We start from the raw sequence: 22,791 nt of genomic DNA, 5'->3' as shown, positions 1-22,791 counted from the left end.
CCCCGATCGGGCCCCGGGCGCACCCCGGCCGCCCTTGACAGCCGTCGATCGCGCATGCGTACGATCGACGCGGAGTGCAGTGCATCGCACCGGCCGCGTTGAGGGACGCGGGCCGGGCGCCCGAGGGCCCGTACGTGATCACCCCCGTACCTCTCCCCCGCCCGCACTCCGCCCAGGAGCCGCCGCCATGGCCACCCCGCAGGACGTCCTGCCCGCCCCCGCCCCCAGCAAGGCCCCGCCGCCGGCCCCGGCCCCCGAGGCCCGGATCGTCGCCCGCCGCAGGCCCGGCCAGTGGATCGCCGCCGCCGTCGCCCTGCTGCTGGCCGCGATGGCGGTCAGCTCGGTGATCCGCAACAGGGCCTTCCAGTGGGGCGTGGTCGCCGACTGGTTCACCGCCCGGTCCGTCCTCGACGGCCTGGCCCTGACCCTGTGGCTGACCGCCGCCACCCTCGCCCTCGGCTTCGTCCTCGGCACCGTCCTCGCCACCATGCGGCTGTCCACCAACCCCGTTCTGCGCACGATCAGTTGGGTCTACATCTGGATCTTCCGCTCCACCCCGCCGCTGGTGCAGCTGCTGTTCTTCTTCAACATCGGCGCGCTCTACCCGACCCTCGGCCTGGGCATCCCCTTCGGACCCGAGTTCCTCACGGTGAAGACCGTCAACCTGATCGGCCCCACCCTGACCGCCGTCATCGGGCTCACCCTGCTGGAGACCGCGTACGCCGCCGAGGTGATCCGCGGCGGCATCCTCTCCGTCGACCGCGGGCAGCTGGAGGCGGCCGCCGCGCTCGGACTCGGCCGGTGGCGGGTGCTGCGCCGGATCGTGGTACCGCAGGCGATGCGCGCGATCGTGCCGACCGCCGGGAACATGCTGATCGGCGCGCTCAAGGGCACCAGCATCGTCAGCGTGCTGGCCGTCTCCGACCTGCTCTACTCGGTGCAGCTGGTCTACCTGCAGTCCTACCAGGTCATCCCGATGCTGATGGTCGCCACCCTCTGGTACCTGGTGGTCACCACCGTGCTGTCCGTCGGCCAGTACTACGTCGAGCGCCACTTCGCCAGGGGCGCCACCCGGGACGGCCTGCCGCCCACCCCGCTGCAGCGCGCCCGGGCGGCCCTGATCAAGGTGGTGCGGGCATGACGACGCTCGTGATCGTCGGCGCCGGCCCGCGCGGCACCGGACTGCTGGAACGGATCGCCGCCAACGCCGCGGAACTGCTTCCCGCCGACCGGCCGTTGGAGATCCACCTGGTCGACCCCCACCCGCCCGGCGGGGGCCGGATCTGGCGCCACGACCAGTCCCCGCTGCTGCGGATGAACTCGATGGCCGAGGACGTCACCATGTTCACCGACGAGTTCGCCACCATCGCCGGACCGGTCCGCCCCGGCCCCTCGCTGGCCGAATGGGCCCGGCGGCAGCGGGAGTGCGCCCCCTACCAGGAGGTCGCAGACCCGGCCGTACGGGCCGAGCTGCGCGATCTGGCCCCCACCGACTTCCCCACCCGGCGCGCCCAGTCCGCCTACCTGGACTGGGTGTTCCGCCGCGCCGTCGCCGACCTGCCGGACCACGTCACGGTCACCGTCCACCGGGACACCGTGCGGCGGATCGACGGACCGGCCGACGGCCCGCAGACCGTCCACCTCGGCGACACCGCGCTCACCGCCGACCACGTCGCCCTCACCCTCGGCCACCTCGACTCCGCCCCGCACCCCCGGCACGCGGCCGACGCCGCCTTCGCCGCCCGGCACGGCCGCTTCCACCTCCCGCCCGCCTACTCCGCCGACGTCGAGGCAGAGTTGGCCCGGATCGCCCCCGGCGAGCAGGTGGTGCTGCGCGGCCTCGGCCTGGCCGCCGTCGACCTGGTCGCCATGCTCACCGAGGGGCGCGGCGGCCGCTTCGAGCCCACCGGCGACGGACCCGCCCTGCGCTACCGCCCGTCCGGCCGCGAACCGGTGCTGCACCTCGGCTCCCGGCGCGGCGTCCCGTACCACTCCAAGACCGACTACCGCCTCCAGGGGCCGCCCGCCCCGCTCCCCCGCTACTTCGACGCGGCCGCCGTGGACGCCCTGCTCGCCACCGACGGGCCGCTCGAACTGCTATGCGACATATGGCCGTTGATGGCCAAGGAGATCGGCTTCGGGCACTACCACGAGCTGTTCCACGCCCACCCCGAGCGCACCGCACTGCCCTGGCCCGAGTTCCTGGCCCGCTACGACCGGCACGGCTGGTACTCCCCCGAACTCGCCGCCCTGGTCACCGAGGCCGTCCCCGACCCGGCCAACCGGATCGACTTCGAGCGGCTGGACCACCCGCTGGCCGGGGTCGAACTCGGATCCGCCGAGGAACTCCAGGCCCACCTGCGCGAGTACGTCACCGCCGACGCCGACCGCCGCGCCGACCCGGCCCACAGCGCCGACCTGGGCGCCTTCCTCGCACTGCTCTCGCTGTTCGGCCAGCTCCCCCGGCTGGTCGCCGGCGGCCGGCTCACCGCCCGCTCGGTCGCCGAAGAGGTGGACGAGTGGTTCTTCGGCTACTTCAACTTCCTCGCCTCCGGCCCGCCCGGCTTCCGGCTGCGCCAACTGCTCGCGCTCTCCGAGGCCGGGGTGGTGCGCTTCCTCGGCGCGGGCGTACGGATCGAGCGGGACGAGACCAGCGGCACCTGGCGGGCCTCCGGCACCACCGTGCCCGGCCACTCCGTGACCGCCACGGCGCTGGTCGAGGCGTACCTGCCCAAGCACGCGCTGGCCCGCACCCTCGACCCGCTGCTGGGCGAACTGCACCGCGCCGGAAGGGTGGTGGAGGAGGTGGTGAGCGACCCGGAGCACACCCACCGCACCGGCCTGGTCACCATCGACCCCGCCGACAGCCGGCTGATCGACCCGGCCCTGGGCGGCGCCCCGCACCCGCGCCGCACCGCGCTCGGCCCGCACACCAGCCTGCGCTCGGCCGCCGCCTTCGCCCGCCCGCGCACCAACGCCCCCGCCTTCCGCCAGAACGACGCCGCCGCCCGGGCACTGCTCCGGGCCCTGGCGGCGCTCCCGGCGGCGGCACTGGTGGGGTGAGGCCCGCACCCTGGGCGTTACGGCCCGAAGATCTCCTCCACCAGGTCCTCGTCCGAGACGTGGTCCGGCGCCTCGAAGACCACGTCGGCGACCCCCTTCAGACCGAGCCCCCGCTCCAGCGCCTCGACGCAGGCCCCGGCCTCCTGGTCGGTGGCGAAGTCCCACACCCGCAGGCGCCGGACCAGCACCAGCACCTCCGTCCGGCTGATCCTGGGCGCCCAGCGGCGGTCGGCACCCTTGCGGCCCGCCCGGGCGAGCCGCTGCTGGTAGCCGACCAGGTCCTGCCAGGCCTGGACGGTGCTCGGGTGGTGCTCGCCGAGCGTCCGGGCGAGGTCGGGCAGCAGTCCGTGCAGCCGCATCACCGCGCCCTGGAGGTCGCCCCGGTTGGCCTGGTGGACGGCGAGGTCGTGCCGGGCCTTCAGGACCCGGCTGTCCTGCGGGCCCCAGACGGCGTGCAGGTCCGGCAGCAGCTCGTTCAGGAGCCGGATCGCGGTGACGGCCGAGCCGCTCTCGCCGACACACCACGCCAGGTGGTAGCGGGCCCCCAGGGTGTCCGGGTCGGCCGGGCCGAGCGCCGGGCGCATGTCGTCCACGAGGGTGGACAGCAGCCCGATCGCGCCGTCCAGGTTCCCGGCCCGGCTGAGGTACCAGGCGAGGTCCCGCCAGGTGCACAGGGTGTCCCGGTCGGTCGCGCCGAGCGCGGTGACGCACTCCTGGGCGACCGCCTGGAGCAGGATCGCCGACTCGCCCGCCGTCGCCGCCCGGTAGGCGGCCGACCGGCGCTCGCGCAGCCCGGCCCGTACGGCGTCCTCGGGCGACGCGGCGGCCACCACGGGCGGGGTGGTCAGCGGGGACAGCACCGGCGGGAGCGTCGGCGCGGGCGGCGGGACGGCCGGACGCGCGGGAGGTGCGGGAGGTGCGGCAGGTGCGGCAGGTACCGGCGGCGGCGCCACCGGCGCAGGTGGCACCGCCGGGCTCACCGGGCGCACCGGCCCCACCGGCACGACGGCCGGAGCAGCCGTGCCATCGCCCGACCGGCCGGCCAGCTCCGTGAGCCGCCGCTCGACCGTACGGGCGTCGGCCGGCCGCTCCTGCGGGTCCTTCGCCAGCAGCTCCGCGACCAGCCCGGCCACCTGCGGAGGCAGCCCGAACTGCGCCGGGTCCAGCGCGGGCGGCGGCTCGTTGAGGTGCTGGTACATCAGCACCGGCGTCGAGTCCCCGCCGAACGGCCGTGCCCCGGTGAAGAGTTCGACGAGCACGCAGCCCAGTGCGTAGAGGTCTGCCCGCCCGTCCACCCGGCCGCCGGTCCAGCGCTCCGGCGCCATGTACGCCGGGCTGCCGACGATCGTGCCGGTGGTGGTCAGCCCGCCCGCGCCGACGTCCAGCTGGGCGATGCCGAAGTCCAGCACCTTGAGGTGCCCGGCGTCGGTGATCATCACGTTGTCCGGCTTGATGTCCCGGTGCACCATGCCCGCGTCGTGCGCCGCCGCCAGGGCCGCGCAGATCTGCCGCCCCCAGCGCAGGCTGAGCGCGGGCTCTGGTGGTCCGTCCCGCAGCACCTCGGTCAGGGTGCGGCCGGTGAGCAGCTCCATCACCAGGAAGGTGACCTCCTGACCGGCGACCTCGCTCTGCCCGAGGTCGTGCACGGTGACGATGTGCGGGTGCGACAGGTTCCCGGCCGCGCAGGCCTCCCGGACGAAGCGCAGCGCCGCCTTCGCGTGGTCGCCGCCGTGGTGCCCGATCACCTTGACCGCCACCGGCCGGCGCATCCGGGTGTCCTGGGCCCGCCACACCACCCCGAACCCGCCCTGTCCGAGCTTGTCCTGCAGCTCGTACCGGCCGTCGAGGACGTCACCGACTCGCACGCGCCCCTCCCCCTCCCGTTGTGACGCCAGACTCTACCGACGGCCCTGCCCCCGCGACGGGCCAGGTGGAAGGATGGGCGGACGGCCCCGCAAAGGTGCGGCGGCCCGCACCACCAACGCCCGAGGAGCGCAGTCATGGCCAAGCAGGCCCCGCAGAGCGACCCGGTGCAGGACGCCCCCGAGGTGTCCGCGCCCCAGCACGCGGCCGCCGGCCTGCCCGCCGTCGGCCACAGCCTGCGGATGGCCGCCGAGCAGATGGGCGCCCGCCGCACCCTCGCCACCCTGCTCAAGGTCAACCAGCCGAACGGCTTCGACTGCCCCGGCTGCGCCTGGCCCGAGCCGGAAAGGACCCACACCGCCGAGTTCTGCGAGAACGGCGCCAAGGCCGTCGCCGAGGAGGCCACCGAGCGCCGGATCCGGGCCGAGTTCTTCGCCGCCCACCCGGTCGCCGACCTGGCCGAGCGCTCCGGCTACTGGCTGGGCCAGCAGGGCCGGCTCACCCAGCCGATGCTGCTCGACGAGGGCGCCACCCACTACACCCCGGTCTCCTGGGACGACGCCTTCGCGCTGATCGCCGAGGAGCTGCGGGCCCTGGACACCCCGGACGGCGCCGCCTTCTACACCTCCGGCCGCACCAGCAACGAGGCCGCGTTCGCGTACCAGCTGTTCGCCCGCCGGCTCGGCACCAACAACCTGCCGGACTGCTCCAACATGTGCCACGAGTCGTCCGGTTCGGCGCTCACCGAGACCCTCGGCGTCGGCAAGGGCAGCGTCGGTCTCAAGGACCTCTACCAGGCCGACCTGATCATCGTGGCCGGCCAGAACCCGGGTACCAACCACCCGCGGATGCTCTCCGCCCTGGAGCGCGCCAAGCGGGCCGGCGCCACCGTCGTCAGCGTCAACCCGCTGCCGGAGGCCGGCCTGGAGCGGTTCAAGAACCCGCAGAACGCCCGCGGCCTGGTCGGCCACGGCACCAAGCTGACCGACCTGTTCCTGCAGATCCGCCTCGGCGGGGACCTCGCCCTGTTCCGCGCGCTCAACCGGATCATCGTGGAACGGGACGGCGTCGACCACGACTTCGTCGCCGAACACTGCCACGGCTACGAGGAGTTCGAGGCGCAGGCCCGCAGGACCGAGCGGGCGGACGTGCTCGCCGCGACCGGCCTGCCCTGGGAGCAGATCGAGGAACTCGCCCGCCTGGTGCTCTCCTCCAAGAAGATCATCGTCTGCTGGGCGATGGGCCTCACCCAGCACAAGCACTCCGTGCCCACGATCCGCGAGGTGGTCAACTTCCTGCTGCTGCGCGGCAACGTCGGCCGCCCCGGCGCCGGGGTCTGCCCGGTGCGCGGGCACAGCAACGTCCAGGGCGACCGCACCATGGGCATCTTCGAGCGGCCGTCGACGGCCTTCCTCGACGCGCTGGGCAAGGAGTTCGGCTTCGAGCCGCCGCGCGAGCACGGCCACGACGCGGTGGACACCATCCGCGCGATGCGCGACGGCAAGGTCCGGGTGTTCTTCGCGATGGGCGGCAACTTCGTCGCGGCCACCCCGGACACCGACGTCACCGAGGCCGCGATGCGGCGCTGCCGGCTGACCGTCCACGTCTCCACCAAGCTCAACCGCTCGCATGTGGTCACCGGCGCCCGCGCCCTGATCCTGCCCACCCTGGGCCGTACCGACCGGGACGTCACCCCCTCCGGCGCCCAGTTCGTCAGCGTCGAGGACTCGATGGGCCAGGTCCACGCCTCCCGCGGCGGCCTGCGCCCGCCCGCGCCCGGTCTGCTCTCCGAGACCGCGATCGTCTGCCGCCTCGCCCGCGCCGTCCTCGGTCCGCAGGACACCGTGCCGTGGGAGGACTTCGCGCGCGACTACGACACCCTGCGGGACCGGATCGCCCGGGTCGTGCCCGGCTTCGAGGACTACAACGAGAAGGTCCGCCGCCCCGGCGGCTTCACCCTCCCGCACGGCCCCCGCGACTCCCGCACCTTCCCCACCGCCACCGGCAGGGCCAACTTCACGGTCAACGAGCTCACCGCCCCCGAAGTCCCGCCGGGCCGCCTGCTGCTGCAGACCCTGCGCTCCCACGACCAGTACAACACCACGATCTACGGCCTCGACGACCGCTACCGCGGCATCAAGGGCGGCCGCCGCGTGGTGCTGGTCAACCCGGCCGACGCCACCGAACTCGACCTCCCCGAGGGCCGGTACGTCGACCTGGTCAGCGAGTGGACGGACGGCACCGAACGGCGTGCCCCGCACTTCCGGGTCGTCCACTACCCCGTCGCCCGCGGCGGCGCCGCGGCCTACTACCCGGAGACCAACGTCCTGGTCCCCCTCGACTCCACCGCCGACATCAGCAACACCCCCACCTCCAAGGCCGTCGTCATCCGCTTCGAGCCCGACTCGACGCCCGCCGGCTGACCCGCCGCCCCGGCTGCACGGAGAGCACGGAGAGCACGGAGGCCGCCCCACGTCCGTGGACGTGGGGCGGCCTCCTCCCACCGGATCAGTGCAGCAGGCCGCCGAGCGGCAGCGTCGCCGTGGGGCTGCCGGGCGCGGAGGCGCTGGACGAACCGGTGGTGCTCGGGGTGCCGGTGCCCGTCGGCGTGCCGGTCGGGGTGTTCGTCGGGGTCTGCGTCGGACTCTGGGTCGGAGTCTGGGTCGGCGCGCCGGTGGGCTTGTCCGTCGGCGTGCCGGTGCCGGACGGCGTGCCGGTGCCGGACGGCGTGCCCGTGCCGGATGGGTTGCTCGGCGTGCCGGTGCCGGACGGCGTGCCGCTCGGGGTCGCCGGGGTGCCGGTGGGCTGCTGGGTCGCCGGCGGGGCCGGGGGCCGGCTGGGGGTGATCGGGGTGACGGAGTCCCAGCCCTTGGGCAGGTCCGGCACCTTCCAGGCGCCTCCCGCGTCGTCCGCCGCGCCGTCCGGGTCGGGCCGGACGGCGCCGAGGATCGCCATCGAGCCGATCGGCGACACCTTGATGAAGGCGCCGGGCCGCGGGGCCTGGACGATCAGTCCGCCACCGATGTACATCGCGACGTGCGAGGCGTCCTGGAAGTAGATGACCAGGTCGCCGGGCCGCAGCTGGTTCAGCGGGACGTGCGGCAGCTGGGCCCACTGCTCCTGGCTGGTGCGCGGGATGGGCTTGCCGGCGTGCAGCCAGGCCTGCGAGGTGAGGCCGGAGCAGTCGTAGGAGTCGGGCCCGGTGCCGCCCCACAGGTACGGCTTGCCGAGCTGGGCGAGCGCGAAGGCGACGGCGGCGCGGCCGGAGAGCGAGGGGGTGCGCTCACCCTTGCCGAGGGCGCCGGAGGCGAGGAAGGCGAGCTGGGCCTCGTCGGCCTTGGCCTTCTCCAGCTGTTCGAGTTCGGCCCGCTGGGCGCCGGTGAGCGAGGAGACCAGCTGCTCGACCGAGGCGAGGTCGGCGGCGACCTTGGCCTTGGCCGCGTCCTGCTGGACGACCAGCGCCTGCGAAGTCCTGAGGGCGTCCTCGGTCTGCTTCTTCAGCGCGTCGAGCGCCTCCCGGTCGGCCTTCAGCCGGTCCAGGAACTCGGACTGGGAGCGGCTGGCCGCCTGGAGCAGCTCGGCGATGGTGACGGCCTCGTACGGGTCCTTGGAGAGCAGCAGTTCGGCGTAGGCGGAGGCGGCGCCGTTGCGGTACTGGGCGGCGGCGAGCTGGGAGGCGATGTCCGTCCCGGCGTCGACCTGCTTCTGCTGCCGGTCGAGCCTGCCCTGGAGGTCGGTGAGCGCGGCCTGCTGCTCGGTGACCTTGGCGACCGCGCCGTTGTACTGCTCGGTGGCGGCCTCGGCGCTCTGGTAGAGCCCGTGGAGCTGGTCGAGGAGCGGGCCGAGGGTGGCCTTGGCGGCGGCCAGCGGGTCGGCTCCGGGCGCGACGGCGGTCCCGGCGCCGGGGTCCGGCGCGGCGTAGGCGGCCTGGGTGGCCAGCGGGAGGGCGAGTGCGGCGGCCGCGAGGACGGCTCCGCATCTCAGGGCCGCCCGAACCCAGGGCCGTACGCCCGACGTCTCCGTGCGCTGTGCAGCCCCGCCCATGCGATGGTCCTCCCCGCCCTTGCCTGCCCCGGTGGCGCCGTCCCGATGACCCGGGAACGATCCCGCAGATCCTCCCACGGGTTACTCGCCGGAAACAGAGCGCATGCGGACCGGGAGGTGAATTTCCCATTGATCCGTCGATCTGTGAGACAGCTCTCACCAAAAGCTGGTGAATCAGGACTTACTGGGGCAATCTCCTGCTCAGCGCGCCACGGGACACCCCTCCGAAAGCTCCCGGCCACCCCTGAGACACCGCCAGAACCACGATTCCCGGCCCAGTTCACCTTCCGTTTACCCAACAGACCTACGGTCGCGACGACACCAACGTCCGTGCGACAACTACGACGATTGTTTGGGTATGGAACACATCTCGTTCCTGGTGGCCGTTGTGATCATCACGGCGCTCGCCTTCGACTTCACCAACGGGTTCCACGACACCGCCAACGCGTCCGCCACCGCGATCGCGACCGGGGCCCTTCGTCCGAAGGTCGCGGTCACCATCGCGGCCCTCCTCAACTTCGCGGGCGCGTTCCTGTCCGTGAAGGTCGCCACCACCATCTCCGGCGGCATCGTCAACGAGAAGGCGGGGGTCCACCCCGAGATCATCTTCGCCGCACTGGCCGGCGCGATCCTGTGGAACCTGCTGACCTGGCTGCGCGGCCTGCCGTCCAGCTCCTCGCACGCCCTGTACGGCGGCCTGATCGGCGCCACGATCGTCGGCGTCGGCATGAACGGCGTCAACTTCGACACCGTGGTCACCAAGATCATCATCCCGGCGGTCGCCTCCCCCTTCGTCGCCGGCCTGGCCTCCTGGGGCGCCACCAAGCTGGCGTACGCGATCACCCGCAAGGGCGGCTCCGCGGTCAGCGACAAGGGCTTCAAGACCGGCCAGATCTTCTCCTCCTCGCTGATCTCGCTCGCGCACGGCACCAACGACGCCCAGAAGACGATGGGCATCATCACCCTGACCCTGGTCTCGGTCGGCGCCCTGCCGCACGGCGCGCTGCCCCCCACCTGGGTCATCGTCTCGGCCGGCGCCGCGATCGCGCTCGGCACCTACATGGGCGGCTGGCGGATCATCCGCTCGATGGGCAAGGGCCTGGCGGACATCAAGCCGCTGCAGGGCTTCGCCTCCGAATCGGCCGTCTCGACCGTCATCCTGACCTCCTCGCACATGGGCTTCGGCCTCTCCACCACCCAGGTCTGCACCGGCGGCATCATGGGCGCCGGTCTCGGCGGCCCGAAGCCGGAGCTGCGCTGGAGCCTGGTCCGCCGCATGGTCTACACCTGGGGCCTGACCCTGCCGGCCGCCGGCCTGGTCTCCGGCGGCGCCGCCGCGCTGGCCCGGCAGGGCGCCTGGGGCGTCGCCCTGGTCGGCGCCGCGCTGGTGGCCGGTTCGGCCGCGATGTGGGTGCTCTCCCGCCGCGAGCGGGTCGGCGCGGACAACGTGAACGACGTCGCCGAGGTCACCCCGATCGAGGTCACGCCGATCGAGGTCACCCCGATCGACGTCGTCGAGGTCGCCCCCGTCGAGGTCACCGCGGCCGCCCCGGCGACCGCCGCCCCCACCCCCGCCTCGACCACGGTCGCGGCCTGAGCGCCGACGACCGAGGAGCACTCACCATGCACATCAAGTGGAACGCCCTGGCCCAGACCGCCGGCATCAGCTTCGGCGTCACCGTCGCCGTGGTCGCCGTCTTCGCCCTGGGCATCCTGGCGCTGTCCCGCCGTGAGGCCGCGCTGGGCGCGCGCCAGGCGGCGGACGGGCAGGCCTCCGGCGGCCGTCCGGCCCTGCTTGCCGGCGCGTACGCCTGCTTCGCGCTCTGCGCCGCCGCGGTGGCCTACGGCCTGGTGCTGATCGCCGCGCCGTAGTCCCGTCCGTACGGAGGAACCGCAACGAAGGAACCCCAGCGGAGGAACCGCAACGGGCCGGGGAGTGTTCGACACTCCCCGGCCCGTTCCGCGTGCCCCGCGCCCGGTCAGCCCTGCTGGCTCGTCCTCAGCGCGGTCTCGCGGATGAACAGCACGGTGACGAAGGCCAGCGCCGCGAAGGGCGCGGCCCACAGGAAGACGGTGCCGACGCCGTGGCCGAAGGCGTCCGTGACCAGCGGCAGGATCGGGGCGGGCAGCTTCGCCAGGTCCGGGATGCCGCCACCGGCCGCCGCGTGCCCGGCCGGGATGTGCGCCGCGGCCAGGTTCTCGGCCAGGTAGTGGCCGACCTTGTTGGTCATCAGCGCGCCGAGCGCGGAGACGCCCATCGCGCCGCCCATGGTGCGGAAGAAGGTGACGACGGAGCTGGCCGCGCCGAGCTCGTGCCGGGGCACCGTGTTCTGCACCGCGAGCACCAGGTTCTGGCTGGTCAGGCCGAGGCCGATGCCGGTGATCGCCATGTAGAGGGAGAGCAGCCCGTAGTTGGTGTCGACCCGGGCGGTGCCGAGCAGGGCGAAGCCGATCGCGAGCAGCGCGGTGCCGGAGACCAGGTAGGCCTTCCACTTGCCGTACTTGGTGATCAGCCGGCCGGCCACCGCCGAGGAGAGCGCCAGCCCGATGATCATCGGCAGGGTCATCAGACCGGCCATGGTCGGGGACTTGTCCTTGGCCAGCTGGAAGTACTGGCTGAGGAAGGTGGTCGCGCCGTACATCCCGACGCCGACCAGCACACTGGCGATCGCGGCCAGGGTGACGGTGCGGTGCTTGAACAGGGACGGCGGGATGACCGGCTCGGCGGCGCGGCGCTCGACCACGACGGCCAGCGCGGCCAGCAGCAGGCCGCCGCCGACCATCACCGCGGTCTGCCAGGACAGCCAGGCGTAGTTGGTGCCGGCCAGCGTGATCCAGATCATCAGCAGGCTGACGGCGGCCGTGATGACCAGCGCGCCCAGGTAGTCGATCTTCACCGGGCGCTTGACCACCGGCAGCTTGAGCGTGCGCTGCACCACCAGGATCGCGGCCAGCGCGAACGGGATGCCGACGTAGAAGCACCAGCGCCAGCCGAGCCAGGAGGTGTCCACGATGACGCCGCCGATCAGCGGGCCGCCGATGGTGGCGAGGGCGAAGACCGCGCCGAAGTAGCCGCTGTACCGGCCGCGCTCGCGCGGCGGGACCATGGCGGCCAGGCAGATCTGGCCGAGCGCGACCACACCGCCGGCGCCGATGCCCTGCAGCGCGCGGCAGGCGATCAGCTCGCCGGTGTTCTGCGACAGGCCGGCCAGCGCGGAGGTGCCGATGTAGATCAGCAGGGCGATCTGGAGCAGCAGCTTCTTGCTGGCCAGGTCGGAGAGCTTGCCCCAGATCGGGGTGGAGGCGGTCAGCGTGAGCAGGGCCGCGGTGATCACCCAGGTGTAGGCGGACTGGCCGCCGTGCAGGTCGGTGAGGATGTGCGGCAGGGCGTTGGAGACGACGGTCGAGGAGAGCACGGCCACGAACAGGCCGAGCAGCAGGCCGGACAGTGCCTCCATCACCTGCCGGTGGGTCATCGGTCGGTCGTCGACGGCGGCTGCGGTGCCGGTCGAGGCCTCGGTGGTCGCGGTCATCTGGGTCCTTCGGCGAGGCGGGCGGAGTGCGGGGCGGGTGCGCCGTGCGGGGACGCGCGGGCATCAGGATTCGTGCGCGCGGGCACGAAAATTCGTTGCCTTAAGCAACCATACGACCAATGGTTGACTAAGGCAACTTTCTTTGTGCTGCAGCAAGCACCCGCCCGGGCCCCGGCTCACTCCGCGGGCGGCTCCCCCAGCACCTCGTTGAAACGGTGCAGCAGGTCGGCGAAGCGGTCCACGTCCTCGCGCGACCATCCGCCCATCACCTCGCGCACCCGCCGCATCCGGACGTCCCTGGCGGACTCGAACCGCCGCCGCCCGTCGTCGGTCAGCGAGACCAGCGCCGCCCGGCGGTCCAGCGGGTCCGCCTCGCGGGCGACCAGGCCGAGCTCCTCCAGCGCACGGATCTGCCGGCTCACCGTGCCCTTGCCGACCGCGAAGTGCACCCCGACGTCCGTCACCCGCACCCGCCCGGCCTGCTCGATGTAACCGAGCATGCTGTACGCCATGCCGTCCAGCTCGGGGTGCACCCGGCGTGAGAGTTCGGCCACTCTCGCGCGGCCCCGCCGGAACATCAGTCCGACCTCGCGCTCCACCGCCACCAGGGCTTCCTCGTCCGTCACCGCGCCAGTATCGCCCAGCGGCAGTGGCCGGTAACCGGCGCGGGAGGTAGGACAACCCAACTAGTTCATGGTATTAAGTATCCGTTTTCCGCCGATACGCAAGGAGATGTGAATGGCCGTCCCCGGGCAGGGTTTCGTCGCTGAACTGAAGAGTGCGGTCACACCGCGTGCGGCCATGCTCGTGATCGGGGTGCTGCTGCTGCAGCTCGGCTTCATCACCTCGTACGTCGGGGCGCTGCACCACCCGACCCCGCACAAGCTGTCGATCGCGGTGGTCGCCCCGCCGCAGGTCACGCCCAAGCTGGTCCAGGCCCTGGAGTCGGTGCCGGACGAGGCCGTCGAGCCCGTCACCGCGCCGGACGCCGGGACGGCGACCCAGCAGATCAAGGACCAGAAGATCTACGCCGCGCTGGTGGTGAACCCCAACGGCACCGAGGACACCCTGCTCACCGGCAGCGCCCGCGGCACCTCCGCCGCCAAGGCCGCCGAGAGCATCACCACCGCGCTGGACAAGTCCCAGGGCCGAACCGTCAAGGTCGAGGACGTCGTCCCGCTGGCCAAGGGCGACACCAACGGTCTGACCGCCTTCTACCTGGTCATCGGCTGGTGCGTCGGCGGCTACCTGGTCGCCTCGATCCTCGGCATCAGCGCCGGGTCCAAGCCGGCCAACGTCCACCGCCTGCTGGTCCGCCTCGGCGTCCTGGCGCTGTACTCGGTCGGCGCCGGCCTCGGCGGCACGATCATCGCCGGGCCGGTGCTGGACGCGATGCCCGGCTCGATCCTGGCCCTGACGGCCATCGGCGCCCTGGTGGTGTTCACGGTCGGCGCGTTCACCATGGCGCTGCAGTGCCTGTTCGGGATCATCGGCATCGGCCTCGCCGTGCTGGTCTTCGTGGTGCTGGGCAACCCGAGCGCCGGAGGCGTCTACCCCGCCCCGATGATGCCGCCGTTCTGGCGGGCGATCGGCTCGCTGATCCCCAACGGCGCCGGCACCAGCGCCACCAAGTCGATCGCCTACTTCGGCTCCACCAACCTGGGCATGCCGCTCCTGGTCCTGGTGGTCTGGGCGGTCATCGGCACCGGGGTCGCCTTCCTGGCCGTTCTGCGCGGCCCGCGCGTCGACGACGGCGCGATCGGCGCCGGCAGGCCCGTGGAGGTCCCCGCCGAGGCCTGAGCCCCACGCGCGACCGAGCCCCCGGCCCCGGCGGCCGGGGGCTCGGTCGCGTTCCGGCACGGAACGGGCACAGCGGGTAGGCGGCTCAGCCGCCCGTGAGCGGCCCCGGGTCGGCGACGATGGCCCGCACCACGCCCACCGCCGCGCCCAGCAGCGGCCCGCGCCGGCCGAGCCGGGAGACCGTCAGCCGGTCCTCCGCCCAGGGCCGCACCGTGACCCGGGAGGCCAGTTCGCGCCGCATCGCCGGCAGCAGCCAGGGCGCCAGCCGGGCGTAGCCGCCGCCGAGCACAACCCCGGCCGGGTCCAGCAGGTTGACCGCCCCGGCGGCGGCGATGCCGAGCGCCGAGCCGGCGCCGGCCAGCGCCGCCCGGGCCGGCTCGTCCCCGGCGCCGGCGCGTTCGGCGAGCAGGGTGACCCAGTCGCCGCGCAGGCCGGACAGCCCGGCCGCCCGCAGCACGGCCGTCTCGCCCGCGTACTGCTCCAGGCAGCCGTGCGCCCCGCAGGCGCAGCGCGGCCCCTCCGGGTGGACGGGGACATGGCCGAGCTCGCCCGCGTAGCCGCGCGCGCCGCGCAGCAGCCGGCCGCCGACCACGACGGCCGCGCCGACCCCGGCCTCGGCGGAGACGTAGAGGAAGTCCTCGGGGCTCCCGCCGAGCCAGCGTTCGGCCAGTCCGCCGAGGTTGGCCTCGTTGTCCGCCTCGACCGGCAGTTCGGCCAGGCCGTCCCCGGCGAGGCGCAGCGCCGGACGCAGTTCGGCGGCGAGCGGGATGTCCTGCCAGCCGAGATTGGCGGCCCGCTGGAGCACCCCGCTGCCGCCGACCAGCCCGGGTACGGCCAGGGTCAGCCCGGCGGGGCGCAGGCCGGACTCGGCGACGGCCGAGCGCACCAGCTGGGCGAGGTCGGCCATCACGGCGGCGGGCGGGCGGCCGCGGTTGGCGCTCTCCTTGCGCCGCCAGGCGCGGACCTCCCCGCGCAGGTCGACCACGCAGACGCCGAGGTGCCGGACGCCGATCTCGGCGCCGAGGCCGCCGGGCCCGAGCGGGTTGAGCCCGAGCGCGGTGCCGGGGCGGCCGACCTTGCCGCTGGGGGCGGCGGGGCCCTCCTCGACGACCAGGCCCGCCGAGATCAGCTGTTCGGCGAGCGAGGAGACCGCTGCCCTGGTCAGCCCGGTCTCGGCGGCCACCTCGGCGCGTGAGCGGGGGCCGCGCGCGATCACGCCGAGCACCAGGGCCAGGTTGGCCCGGCGCATCCCCTGCTGGCTGGCCGGCCCGGTCCGGACGCCGTCCGGCTCCGCGCTCATATGGGTCACCTCATGTCTTACGGCACATCCCGTGGCATCTCGGGTGCAGCGTAACCGGGTTCCGGTCCGGTGTGCGTCCCCGCGAGGGGGCTGGTGAAGACCCAGCGCCGCATCGCCCAGTAGCGGAACAGCATGGCGACGAAGGTGCCCAGGACCATCCCGCTGAGGAAGTCCGCGATCTCCTGCTGGAAGGGGGTGACGTACGGCTCGCGCAGCCGGAAGGCGTACCGGGAGAGCGCCAGTGGAACGACGTTGACGCCGACGGCCACCACGCTGACCAGGAAGAACAGCAGGGCCTCGGGGCGTCGCCCGTCCGTCCGGAAGGCCCAGCGGCGGTTGAGGACGTAGGAGGCGGCCGTGGCGATCACCGTCGCCACGGTCAGCGCCACCACCGGCTTGTGTTCCAGGACGGTGAGCTTGAGTTCGAGGTCGATCACCGTGGTGAGCACGAAGCAGCCGCTGCCGACCAGCAGGAACTTCACCGGCCGGCGGTGCCGGACCAGGAACGGTCGCAGCCGCGCCGGCACCCGGGCCAGGACGCGCTGCGTGGGGGACGGCATGTCCGCAGTGTGGCACGCGGGCAGGCCGTCCCCCCGTCGATCATCGTCAGGCCGCGGCGGCCAGCACCCCGGCCGGCTCCAGGGCCAGCTCGAGCACCTCGCGCACGTCGGCCACCGGGTGGACGGTGAGCCGTTCCAGCACCTCGGCCGGGACGTCGTCCAGGTCGGCCTCGTTGCGCTTGGGGATGATCACCGTGGTGATGCCGGCCCGGTCGGCGGCGAGCAGCTTCTGCTTCACCCCGCCGATCGGCAGCACCCGCCCGGTCAGCGACACCTCGCCCGTCATCGCCACGTCGGTGCGCACCTTGCGGCCGGAGAGCAGCGAGGCCAGCGCCGTGGTCATGGTGATGCCGGCGCTCGGCCCGTCCTTGGGGACGGCCCCGGCCGGGACGTGCAGGTGCACGCCGCGGTCGCGCAGCGAGGTGACGGGCAGTTCCAGTTCGGCCCCGCGCGAGCGCAGGAAGGAGAGCGCGATGTGCGCGGACTCCTTCATCACGTCGCCCAGCTGCCCGGTCAGGGTGAGCCCGGTGCCGCCGGTCTCGGCGTCGGCGAGCGAGGCCTCGATGTAGAGGACGTCGCCGCCGGCGCCGGTGACCGCGAGGCCGGTGGCCACGCCGGGGACGGCGGTGCGCCGTTCGGCGGGCTCCTGGGCGGACTCCGGCACGTGGTGCGGTCTGCCGATCAGGGCGCGCAGGTCCTCCGGACCGACCGCGGCGGGCAGCTCGCGCTCGCCCAGCTCGGCCTGTGCGGCGATCTTGCGCAGCACCCGGGCGATAGAGCGCTCCAGGGTGCGCACGCCCGCCTCGCGGGTGTACTCCCCGGCGAGCCGGCGCAGCGCCTCCTCGTCGACGCTGACCTGCCCGTCGCCGAGGCCGGCCTTCTCCAGCTGGCGCGGGAGCAGGTGGTCGCGGGCGATGACGACCTTCTCGTCCTCGGTGTAGCCGTCGAGCCGGACCAGTTCCATCCGGTCGAGCAGCGGCTCGGGGATGGCCTCCAGCACGTTGGCGGTGGCGAGGAAGACGACGTCGGAGAGGTCCAGCTCGACCTCCAGGTAGTGGTCCCGGAAGGTGTGGTTCTGGGCCGGGTCGAGCACCTCCAGCAGAGCGGCGGCCGGGTCGCCCCGGTAGTCGGAGCCGACCTTGTCGATCTCGTCGAGCAGGACGACCGGGTTCATCGAGCCGGCCTCCTTGATCGCCCGCACCAGGCGGCCGGGCAGCGCACCGACGTAGGTGCGCCGGTGGCCGCGGATCTCCGCCTCGTCCCGGACGCCGCCGAGCGCGACCCGGACGAACTTGCGGCCCATGGCGCGGGCCACCGACTCGCCGAGCGAGGTCTTGCCGACGCCGGGCGGGCCGACCAGTGCGAGCACCGCGCCTCCGCGGCGGCCGCCGACCAGGCCGAGCCCCTGGTCGGCCCGGCGCTTGCGGACGGCCAGGTACTCGACGATCCGCTCCTTCACGTCGGCGAGGCCGGCGTGGTCGGCGTCGAGCACGGCACGGGCGCCGGCGATGTCGTAGGCGTCCTCGGTGCGCTCGTTCCAGGGCAGCTCCAGGACGGTGTCCAGCCAGGTGCGGATCCAGGAGCCCTCGGGCGACTGGTCGGACGCGCGCTCCAGCTTGTCGACCTCCTTGAGCGCGGCCTCCCGCACCTTCTCCGGGAGGTCGGCGGCCTCGACCCGGGCGCGGTAGTCGCCCTCCTCGTCGGCCGGGTCGCCGTTCAGCTCGGCCAGCTCCTTGCGGACGGCCTCCAGCTGGCGGCGGAGCAGGAACTCCTTCTGCTGCTTGGCCACGCCCTCCTCGACGTCCTTGCGGATGGTGTCGTTGACCTCCTCCTCGGCGAGGTGGTCGCGCAGCAGGGTGAGCGCGTACTCCAGGCGGGCGACCTGGTCGGCCTCCAGCAGCACCTTGAGCTTCTGCTCGGCGGTGGCGAAGGGCGCGTAGCCGATGTTGTCGGCGAGCTCGCCGACGCCCTCGATCTGCGCGACCCGGTCGACGATCTGCCAGGCGCCGCGCTTGCGCAGCCACTGGGTGGACAGTGCCTTGTACTCCTTGACCAGCTCGGCGGCCCGCCCGGCCACTGGCGTGCCGACCGAGGACTCCCGGAACGGCGTGGTCTCCACCCAGAGGGCGGCGCCGGGGCCCGTGGTGCCGACCCCGATCCGGACCCGGCGCACGGCGCGCACCAGGGCCGCCGGATCGCCGTCGGCCAGCCGGCCGACCTGCTCCACCGTGGCCAGCGTGCCGGCCGCCGCGTACGAGCCGTCCACCCGCGGGACCAGCAGGACCTGGGGCTTGCCGGAGCCGGCGGCCGCGGCGCGGGCGGCCTCGACCGCGGCACGCACCTCGGTGTCCTTCAGGTCCAGCGGAACGACCATGCCCGGGAGCACGACCTCGTCGTCGAGCGGCAGCACGGGCAGGGTGAGCGGTGTGGACGTCGATGCCATGATCTCTCCCCAGTCAGTGAACTTGAGTCGACCTGACTAAGCCTTTGCGAGCCCCGGATGTTCCCGACAGCTTGTTCGCCGTGGGCGAACATCGGGGTCACCGGAACGGCCAGGAGGAGGCCCCGTCAAAAGGAGTGGGAAAGAACGGCCCAAGAGGACCCCGGCGTCAGCGCGCGGTGGACGGGCGGGCGCCGGCCCGCACCGCCGCCGCGGCCGAGGAGGCGGTGGAAGCCGCGGAAGCCGCGGTGGCGACCGTCCGGGCCTGCGCCTCCCGGGCGCGCGACCGCGGCGGGCGCCGCTCGATCCGCCGCAGCCAGCGCGACAGCACCACCCCGGTGAGCACCGCGGCCGGGTGCCCCACGGCCGTGACCACGTCCTTCTCGGTGGCGATCTGCTGGGCGATCATCAGCCCGACGCCGCCCAGCGCCAGCGCCCGCCCGCGCCAGGGCAGCAGCCCTGCCACCGCGCCCAGGCAGGCGAGCACGCCGTAGCTGACCCCGATGTCCAGGTGGTCCATCGCCTCCGGCGCCATCCGCCCGGCCTCCACCGCGGCGATCACCACGCCCTGGGAGAGCAGCGTGGCCGCCACGTGCCCGATCGCGAACACCGCCGCGGCCCGGCCGGTGCCGACCCTGCGCTCCAGCGGCGCCAGGGTGAAGGCGAAGCCCCACAGGTAGGGCATCCACACCTCCCCGGCCACCCAGAACCCGCTGAGCACGAGGGCGCGCAGGGGGTGCTGGAGCAGGTTGTGACCGTCCGAGCTGGAGGCCTCCTGGAGGCGCTGGACGAGTTCCGGATCGGCGAGCCCGGCAAAGGTGGTGGTGGCTCCCACCACGGCCAGATATCCGAGGGTGAAGGGAGTGCGCCGGGGCGTCGGCACGCGTTCCAGCAGCCATTCGAAGACGCCGGCGCGCAGTCCGTACCGCAGCATTCCGTACGGCGCACCCGCGGACGCACTCCGGACGACCGCCCGCCGCAGTCCCGCCATGCCGCCTCCGCTCCCCGCCCGCCGACACCGGTGCTCGCAGGCGCCCAACGTACCCGCGCGTGCGCCGGATTCCGCCCGGCGGGGCGTTGTCGTGCCCACGGTACGTCGAGGTTCTGAGAGGCAGCTGAGAAAAGCCCGTGAAGACCGTCGACGCGAAAACCCGCCGGATTCCCGGCATTGGTCCAGACCTTCTTCGCATTAACGCGTCAGTAGGGCCTCTGACCGGCGTCTTGGCGTCAACTGGACTGCATACGTACCGTTACGCAGAGAAAATTCGCCGGGTAAGGTATCGGCCCGTGCCCACTCAAGCGGTGGGTCCACGGGCGGCCGGACAGCCGGCCCACGGGCCGGAAACGTCCGGTCCACCTGCCGGAAAGCATCCGCTGTCCGTACGCTGCGAAGTGCGTGGGAGACGTGGACGGGAGACCATCCGTCCGCACAACTCCCAGGCGCGCGACGGGACGGCGGACCCGGCACAGTCCACGACGGAACAAGACTACGAGCGGAGCCCCGCCATCCCCACAGGTGGCCGGCCCGCAGCCCTGGGGGCGGTGGCGTGACCGTGACAGAAATTCAGCAGGACAACCCCAACACCGGTGGCACGGTGAGCAGTCAGCGCAGAGTGCTGGTGGTGGAGGACGAACCCACGATCGCCGAGTCGATCGCGGCCCGACTGGGCGCGGAGGGGTTCAAGGTCGCCGTGGCCCACGACGGCCCCGGCGCGGTGGACGGCTTCCACACCTGGCAGCCGGACCTGGTGGTCCTGGACATCATGCTGCCCGGCTTCGACGGCCTGGAGGTGTGCCGCCGGATCCAGGCCCAACGCCCGGTCCCGGTGCTGATGCTGACCGCCCGCGACGACGAGACGGACCTGCTGGTCGGCCTCGGCGTCGGTGCCGACGACTACATGACCAAGCCGTTCTCGATGCGCGAACTGGCCGCCCGGGTCAACGTGCTGCTGCGCCGCGTCGAGCGCGCCCAGCAGGCCGCCCGCACGCCCGCGCTCGGCAGTCTGCGCTTCGGCGAGCTGGAGATCGACCACGTCCAGCGCCGGGTCCGGCTCGCCTCCGGCGACGTCCACCTGACGCCGACCGAATTCGACCTGCTGGCCTGCCTGGCCGCCCAGCCGCGCGCGGTGCTCACCCGCGAGCAGCTGCTGGCCGAGGTGTGGGACTGGACCGACGCGTCCGGCACCCGCACCGTCGACAGCCACGTGAAGGCGCTGCGCCGGAAGATCGGCGCCAGCTGGATCCGCACCGTGCACGGCGTCGGATACGCACTGGAGGCCCCGCTCTCCTGACGGGGCCCCGGGCGACGGGCCACCGGGGGGCCCGTGTCCGGCACCGCCGTGACACCACGCGGGGATCACAGGGACCTGATGACCTTTCCACAGCAACGCAACGGGGACGCCGACGGCGCGCGCCCGCAGACGCTGGCCGCACGCGCGGCCAGCCGGGTCTGGGCCGACATCCGTCCGCTCGACCCGGTCCGGTCGATCAAGGGCAAGCTCGCCCTGCTGGTGATCGTCTCCGTGTTCCTGGCCACCGGGATGGTGGTCGTGGCGATCCGGTCCGAGACCCAGATCCGGATCATCATGGTCTTCTCCATGATCGCCTCGCTGCTGTTCATGCAGTTCCTCGCGCACGGGCTGACCGCCCCGCTGCGCGAGATGACGGCCGCCGCCCGCGCGATGGCCTCCGGCGACTACAGCCGCCGGGTCGAGGTGAACTCGCGCGACGAGATCGGCGAGCTCGCCGCCGCCTTCAACGGCATGGCCGCCGACCTCCAGGCCGCCGACCGGCACCGCCGCGAGCTGGTCGCCAACGTCTCGCACGAGCTGCGCACGCCCATCGCCGCGCTGCGCGCCGTGCTGGAGAACGTGGTGGACGGCGTCGTGCAACCCAATCCCGCGACCCTGGGGGCCGCACTGGAGCAGACCGAGCGGCTCGGCCGCCTGGTCACCCACCTGCTGGACCTCTCCAAGATCGACGACGGCGTGGTCGACCTGGACGCCCGCCCCTTCGAGGTGCGCGAGTTCCTGGACGGCGTGCTGCGCGGGGTCACCGTGGACGGCGCGACGGCCGGCGGGGCGTTCTCCCGGCGCGGCGACGTCCGACTGGCCCTGGAGGTCAGCCCGGCCGGCCTGACCGCCGTGGCGGACCCGGAGCGGCTCCACCAGGTGGTCGCCAACCTGGTCGACAACGCCTGCAAGCACTCCCCGCCCGGCGGCACCGTGACGGTGCGCGCGAGACCGGACGGCGAGGACGGCGGCCTGCTGCTGGAGGTCCAGGACGAGGGTCCGGGCATCCCGCCGGCGGACCGCGGCCGGGTCTTCGAGCGGTTCAGCCGCAGCGGCACCGCGACCGCCTCCGGCCCGGGCGCCGACGGCGGCACCGGACTGGGCCTGGCGATCGCCCGCTGGGCGGTGGACCTGCACGGCGGGCGGATCGCCGTCGCCGAGTCGCCGCGGGGCTGCCGGATCGAGGTCCGGCTGCCCGGACAGCCCTGAGCGGGCCAGGACATTTGTCACAGATCCGACACAGACGCACACGAAGATCGTCTGCGGATTACTCTGGGTCTTTGTCCGTTTTCGCCCCGCTTTGGGGGGCGATTGGGCCCGATCGGTTCCCCTCAGATACGGCTTTCTAACGTACTTTTTCAGCCAATCTGCAGGTCAGGACTGTGATCTGGGCGACGCCTGGGGCCCGGGGACTGCGCGATCACTGGTCAGGGGCGTAGCCTTAATCCCCGCTGTCCAAACATCCCAAAAGGAAGCGGAAGAGGGCGGTTGCCGCCGTGTCGCCACAGTCCCCTGAAACCCCCAACAGCTCGGCAAGCTCCACTGGCTTCGGCCCCAATGAGTGGCTCGTCGATGAGATCTACCAGCAGTACCTCCAGGACCCGAACTCGGTAGACCGAGCCTGGTGGGACTTTTTCGCCGACTACAAGCCCGGTACCGAGGTGACCCCAGTGACCCAGGCCGCGACCCAGGCCGGCCCCACGCCGACCCCTGCCGCTGCCCCCGCGCCCGCCGCTGCTGCTCCGGCCGCACCCGCGCCCGCCGCCCCGGCCGCCCCGGCCGCCCGGGTGGCCGGTTGCGGATCATCCGAGTCGGGTAAGTCGGGCGCCACCGGCACGTCCGGCGGTACCGGCGCTCCGGCCGGTGTCACCCTGCGGACCGCGCACGGCCCCGGGCT

At 73.3% G+C, this 22,791-nt stretch carries 17 protein-coding genes; 9 read left to right on the top strand and 8 right to left on the bottom strand.

Features of this window, described 5'->3' with window-relative positions; all coding sequences use genetic code 11:
- The first annotated feature begins 187 nt into the window (after positions 1–187).
- Together HS99_RS29200 and HS99_RS29195 are read left to right on the top strand one after the other, a co-directional pair.
- Positions 188–1,141, top strand: a complete 954-nt coding sequence (locus HS99_RS29200) for an amino acid ABC transporter permease (protein WP_030551335.1) — start codon at positions 188–190, stop codon at positions 1,139–1,141.
- Positions 1,138–3,063: an FAD/NAD(P)-binding protein gene (locus HS99_RS29195; RefSeq protein ID WP_030551333.1), complete on the top strand. Its 1,926-nt coding sequence runs from the start codon at positions 1,138–1,140 to the stop codon at positions 3,061–3,063. Before HS99_RS29200 ends, HS99_RS29195 begins: the two co-directional genes overlap by 4 nt.
- Positions 3,064–3,080: 17 nt before the next feature.
- Here HS99_RS29195 and HS99_RS29190 read toward each other — a convergent pair whose 3' ends face one another.
- Positions 3,081–4,928, bottom strand: coding sequence for a serine/threonine-protein kinase (locus HS99_RS29190; protein WP_030551331.1), 1,848 nt, complete (start codon positions 4,926–4,928; stop codon positions 3,081–3,083).
- A 135-nt stretch (positions 4,929–5,063) separates the two neighbouring features.
- On the opposite strand from HS99_RS29190, the gene HS99_RS29185 reads away from it, so the two are divergent.
- Positions 5,064–7,349 (top strand): FdhF/YdeP family oxidoreductase, encoded by a 2,286-nt coding sequence (locus HS99_RS29185; RefSeq protein ID WP_030282130.1) that lies wholly within the window; start codon positions 5,064–5,066, stop codon positions 7,347–7,349.
- An 85-nt stretch (positions 7,350–7,434) separates the two neighbouring features.
- Here HS99_RS29185 and HS99_RS29180 read toward each other — a convergent pair whose 3' ends face one another.
- A complete protein-coding gene (locus tag HS99_RS29180) occupies positions 7,435–8,970 on the bottom strand; it encodes a C40 family peptidase (RefSeq protein WP_050366576.1) in 1,536 nt (511 codons plus the stop codon).
- Positions 8,971–9,328: 358 nt separating this feature from the next.
- On the opposite strand from HS99_RS29180, the gene HS99_RS29175 reads away from it, so the two are divergent.
- Complete coding sequence (locus HS99_RS29175) at positions 9,329–10,567, top strand: inorganic phosphate transporter (RefSeq protein WP_030551326.1); 1,239 nt, start codon at positions 9,329–9,331, stop codon at positions 10,565–10,567.
- Between the two features lie 26 nt (positions 10,568–10,593).
- Positions 10,594–10,842: a hypothetical protein gene (locus tag HS99_RS29170; protein WP_030282134.1), complete on the top strand. Its 249-nt coding sequence runs from the start codon at positions 10,594–10,596 to the stop codon at positions 10,840–10,842.
- Positions 10,843–10,949: 107 nt separating this feature from the next.
- Here the strand turns inward: HS99_RS29170 and HS99_RS29165 are convergent, their stop codons facing one another.
- Positions 10,950–12,446 carry an MDR family MFS transporter gene (locus tag HS99_RS29165; RefSeq protein ID WP_078867229.1) on the bottom strand — a complete coding sequence of 499 codons (1,497 nt, stop codon included), beginning with the start codon at positions 12,444–12,446 and terminating at the stop codon, positions 10,950–10,952.
- A gap of 233 nt (positions 12,447–12,679) precedes the next feature.
- Positions 12,680–13,129: a MarR family winged helix-turn-helix transcriptional regulator gene (locus HS99_RS29160; RefSeq protein ID WP_223885977.1), complete on the bottom strand. Its 450-nt coding sequence runs from the start codon at positions 13,127–13,129 to the stop codon at positions 12,680–12,682.
- A gap of 112 nt (positions 13,130–13,241) precedes the next feature.
- Between HS99_RS29160 and HS99_RS29155 the strand changes: the two genes are divergently transcribed.
- Positions 13,242–14,303 carry an ABC transporter permease gene (locus HS99_RS29155; protein ID WP_030551322.1) on the top strand — a complete coding sequence of 354 codons (1,062 nt, stop codon included), beginning with the start codon at positions 13,242–13,244 and terminating at the stop codon, positions 14,301–14,303.
- A gap of 85 nt (positions 14,304–14,388) precedes the next feature.
- Here the strand turns inward: HS99_RS29155 and HS99_RS29150 are convergent, their stop codons facing one another.
- The 4 genes from HS99_RS29150 to HS99_RS29135 all read right to left on the bottom strand — a co-directional run bounded on the left by HS99_RS29150 (position 14,389) and on the right by HS99_RS29135 (position 19,594).
- Positions 14,389–15,603, bottom strand: a complete 1,215-nt coding sequence (locus HS99_RS29150; RefSeq protein ID WP_030282142.1) for an ROK family transcriptional regulator — start codon at positions 15,601–15,603, stop codon at positions 14,389–14,391.
- Positions 15,604–15,620: 17 nt separating this feature from the next.
- A complete protein-coding gene (locus HS99_RS29145; protein ID WP_046386362.1) occupies positions 15,621–16,163 on the bottom strand; it encodes a GtrA family protein in 543 nt (180 codons plus the stop codon).
- Between the two features lie 46 nt (positions 16,164–16,209).
- Positions 16,210–18,606, bottom strand: coding sequence for an endopeptidase La (lon, locus tag HS99_RS29140; RefSeq protein ID WP_030282145.1), 2,397 nt, complete (start codon positions 18,604–18,606; stop codon positions 16,210–16,212).
- Between the two features lie 166 nt (positions 18,607–18,772).
- Positions 18,773–19,594: a rhomboid-like protein gene (locus HS99_RS29135; RefSeq protein WP_051835484.1), complete on the bottom strand. Its 822-nt coding sequence runs from the start codon at positions 19,592–19,594 to the stop codon at positions 18,773–18,775.
- Between the two features lie 562 nt (positions 19,595–20,156).
- Between HS99_RS29135 and HS99_RS29130 the strand changes: the two genes are divergently transcribed.
- The 3 genes from HS99_RS29130 to HS99_RS47165 all read left to right on the top strand — a co-directional run.
- Complete coding sequence (locus HS99_RS29130) at positions 20,157–20,894, top strand: response regulator transcription factor (protein ID WP_094742879.1); 738 nt, start codon at positions 20,157–20,159, stop codon at positions 20,892–20,894.
- A gap of 78 nt (positions 20,895–20,972) precedes the next feature.
- Positions 20,973–22,103 carry a sensor histidine kinase gene (locus tag HS99_RS29125; protein WP_030282149.1) on the top strand — a complete coding sequence of 377 codons (1,131 nt, stop codon included), beginning with the start codon at positions 20,973–20,975 and terminating at the stop codon, positions 22,101–22,103.
- 287 nt (positions 22,104–22,390) lie between these two features.
- Positions 22,391–22,791 (top strand): 2-oxoglutarate dehydrogenase E1 subunit family protein (locus tag HS99_RS47165; RefSeq protein ID WP_442354876.1); only part of this gene is annotated, 401 nt, incomplete at its 3' end.

It is taken from the genome of Kitasatospora aureofaciens, from assembly GCF_001188955.3.
GTDB classification, from domain to species: domain Bacteria; phylum Actinomycetota; class Actinomycetes; order Streptomycetales; family Streptomycetaceae; genus Kitasatospora; species Kitasatospora aureofaciens.
The sequence above is the reverse complement of the archived record's forward strand: the minus strand, read 5'-3'. Positions and strand labels throughout refer to the sequence as shown.

Bases quoted from the DNA above. Each gene is read 5' to 3' on its own strand.
- HS99_RS29145 (WP_046386362.1), bottom strand. From the start codon at position 16,163: ATGCCGTCCCCCACGCAGCGCGTCCTGGCCCGGGTGCCGGCGCGGCTG.
- HS99_RS29200 (WP_030551335.1), top strand. From the start codon at position 188: ATGGCCACCCCGCAGGACGTCCTGCCCGCCCCCGCCCCCAGCAAGGCC.
- HS99_RS29125 (WP_030282149.1), top strand. From the start codon at position 20,973: ATGACCTTTCCACAGCAACGCAACGGGGACGCCGACGGCGCGCGCCCG.
- lon (WP_030282145.1), bottom strand. From the start codon at position 18,606: ATGGCATCGACGTCCACACCGCTCACCCTGCCCGTGCTGCCGCTCGAC.
- HS99_RS29175 (WP_030551326.1), top strand. From the start codon at position 9,329: ATGGAACACATCTCGTTCCTGGTGGCCGTTGTGATCATCACGGCGCTC.
- HS99_RS29165 (WP_078867229.1), bottom strand. From the start codon at position 12,446: ATGACCCACCGGCAGGTGATGGAGGCACTGTCCGGCCTGCTGCTCGGC.
- HS99_RS29170 (WP_030282134.1), top strand. From the start codon at position 10,594: ATGCACATCAAGTGGAACGCCCTGGCCCAGACCGCCGGCATCAGCTTC.
- HS99_RS29135 (WP_051835484.1), bottom strand. From the start codon at position 19,594: ATGGCGGGACTGCGGCGGGCGGTCGTCCGGAGTGCGTCCGCGGGTGCG.
- HS99_RS29180 (WP_050366576.1), bottom strand. From the start codon at position 8,970: ATGGGCGGGGCTGCACAGCGCACGGAGACGTCGGGCGTACGGCCCTGG.
- HS99_RS29150 (WP_030282142.1), bottom strand. From the start codon at position 15,603: ATGAGCGCGGAGCCGGACGGCGTCCGGACCGGGCCGGCCAGCCAGCAG.
- HS99_RS29185 (WP_030282130.1), top strand. From the start codon at position 5,064: ATGGCCAAGCAGGCCCCGCAGAGCGACCCGGTGCAGGACGCCCCCGAG.
- HS99_RS29195 (WP_030551333.1), top strand. From the start codon at position 1,138: ATGACGACGCTCGTGATCGTCGGCGCCGGCCCGCGCGGCACCGGACTG.
- HS99_RS29155 (WP_030551322.1), top strand. From the start codon at position 13,242: ATGGCCGTCCCCGGGCAGGGTTTCGTCGCTGAACTGAAGAGTGCGGTC.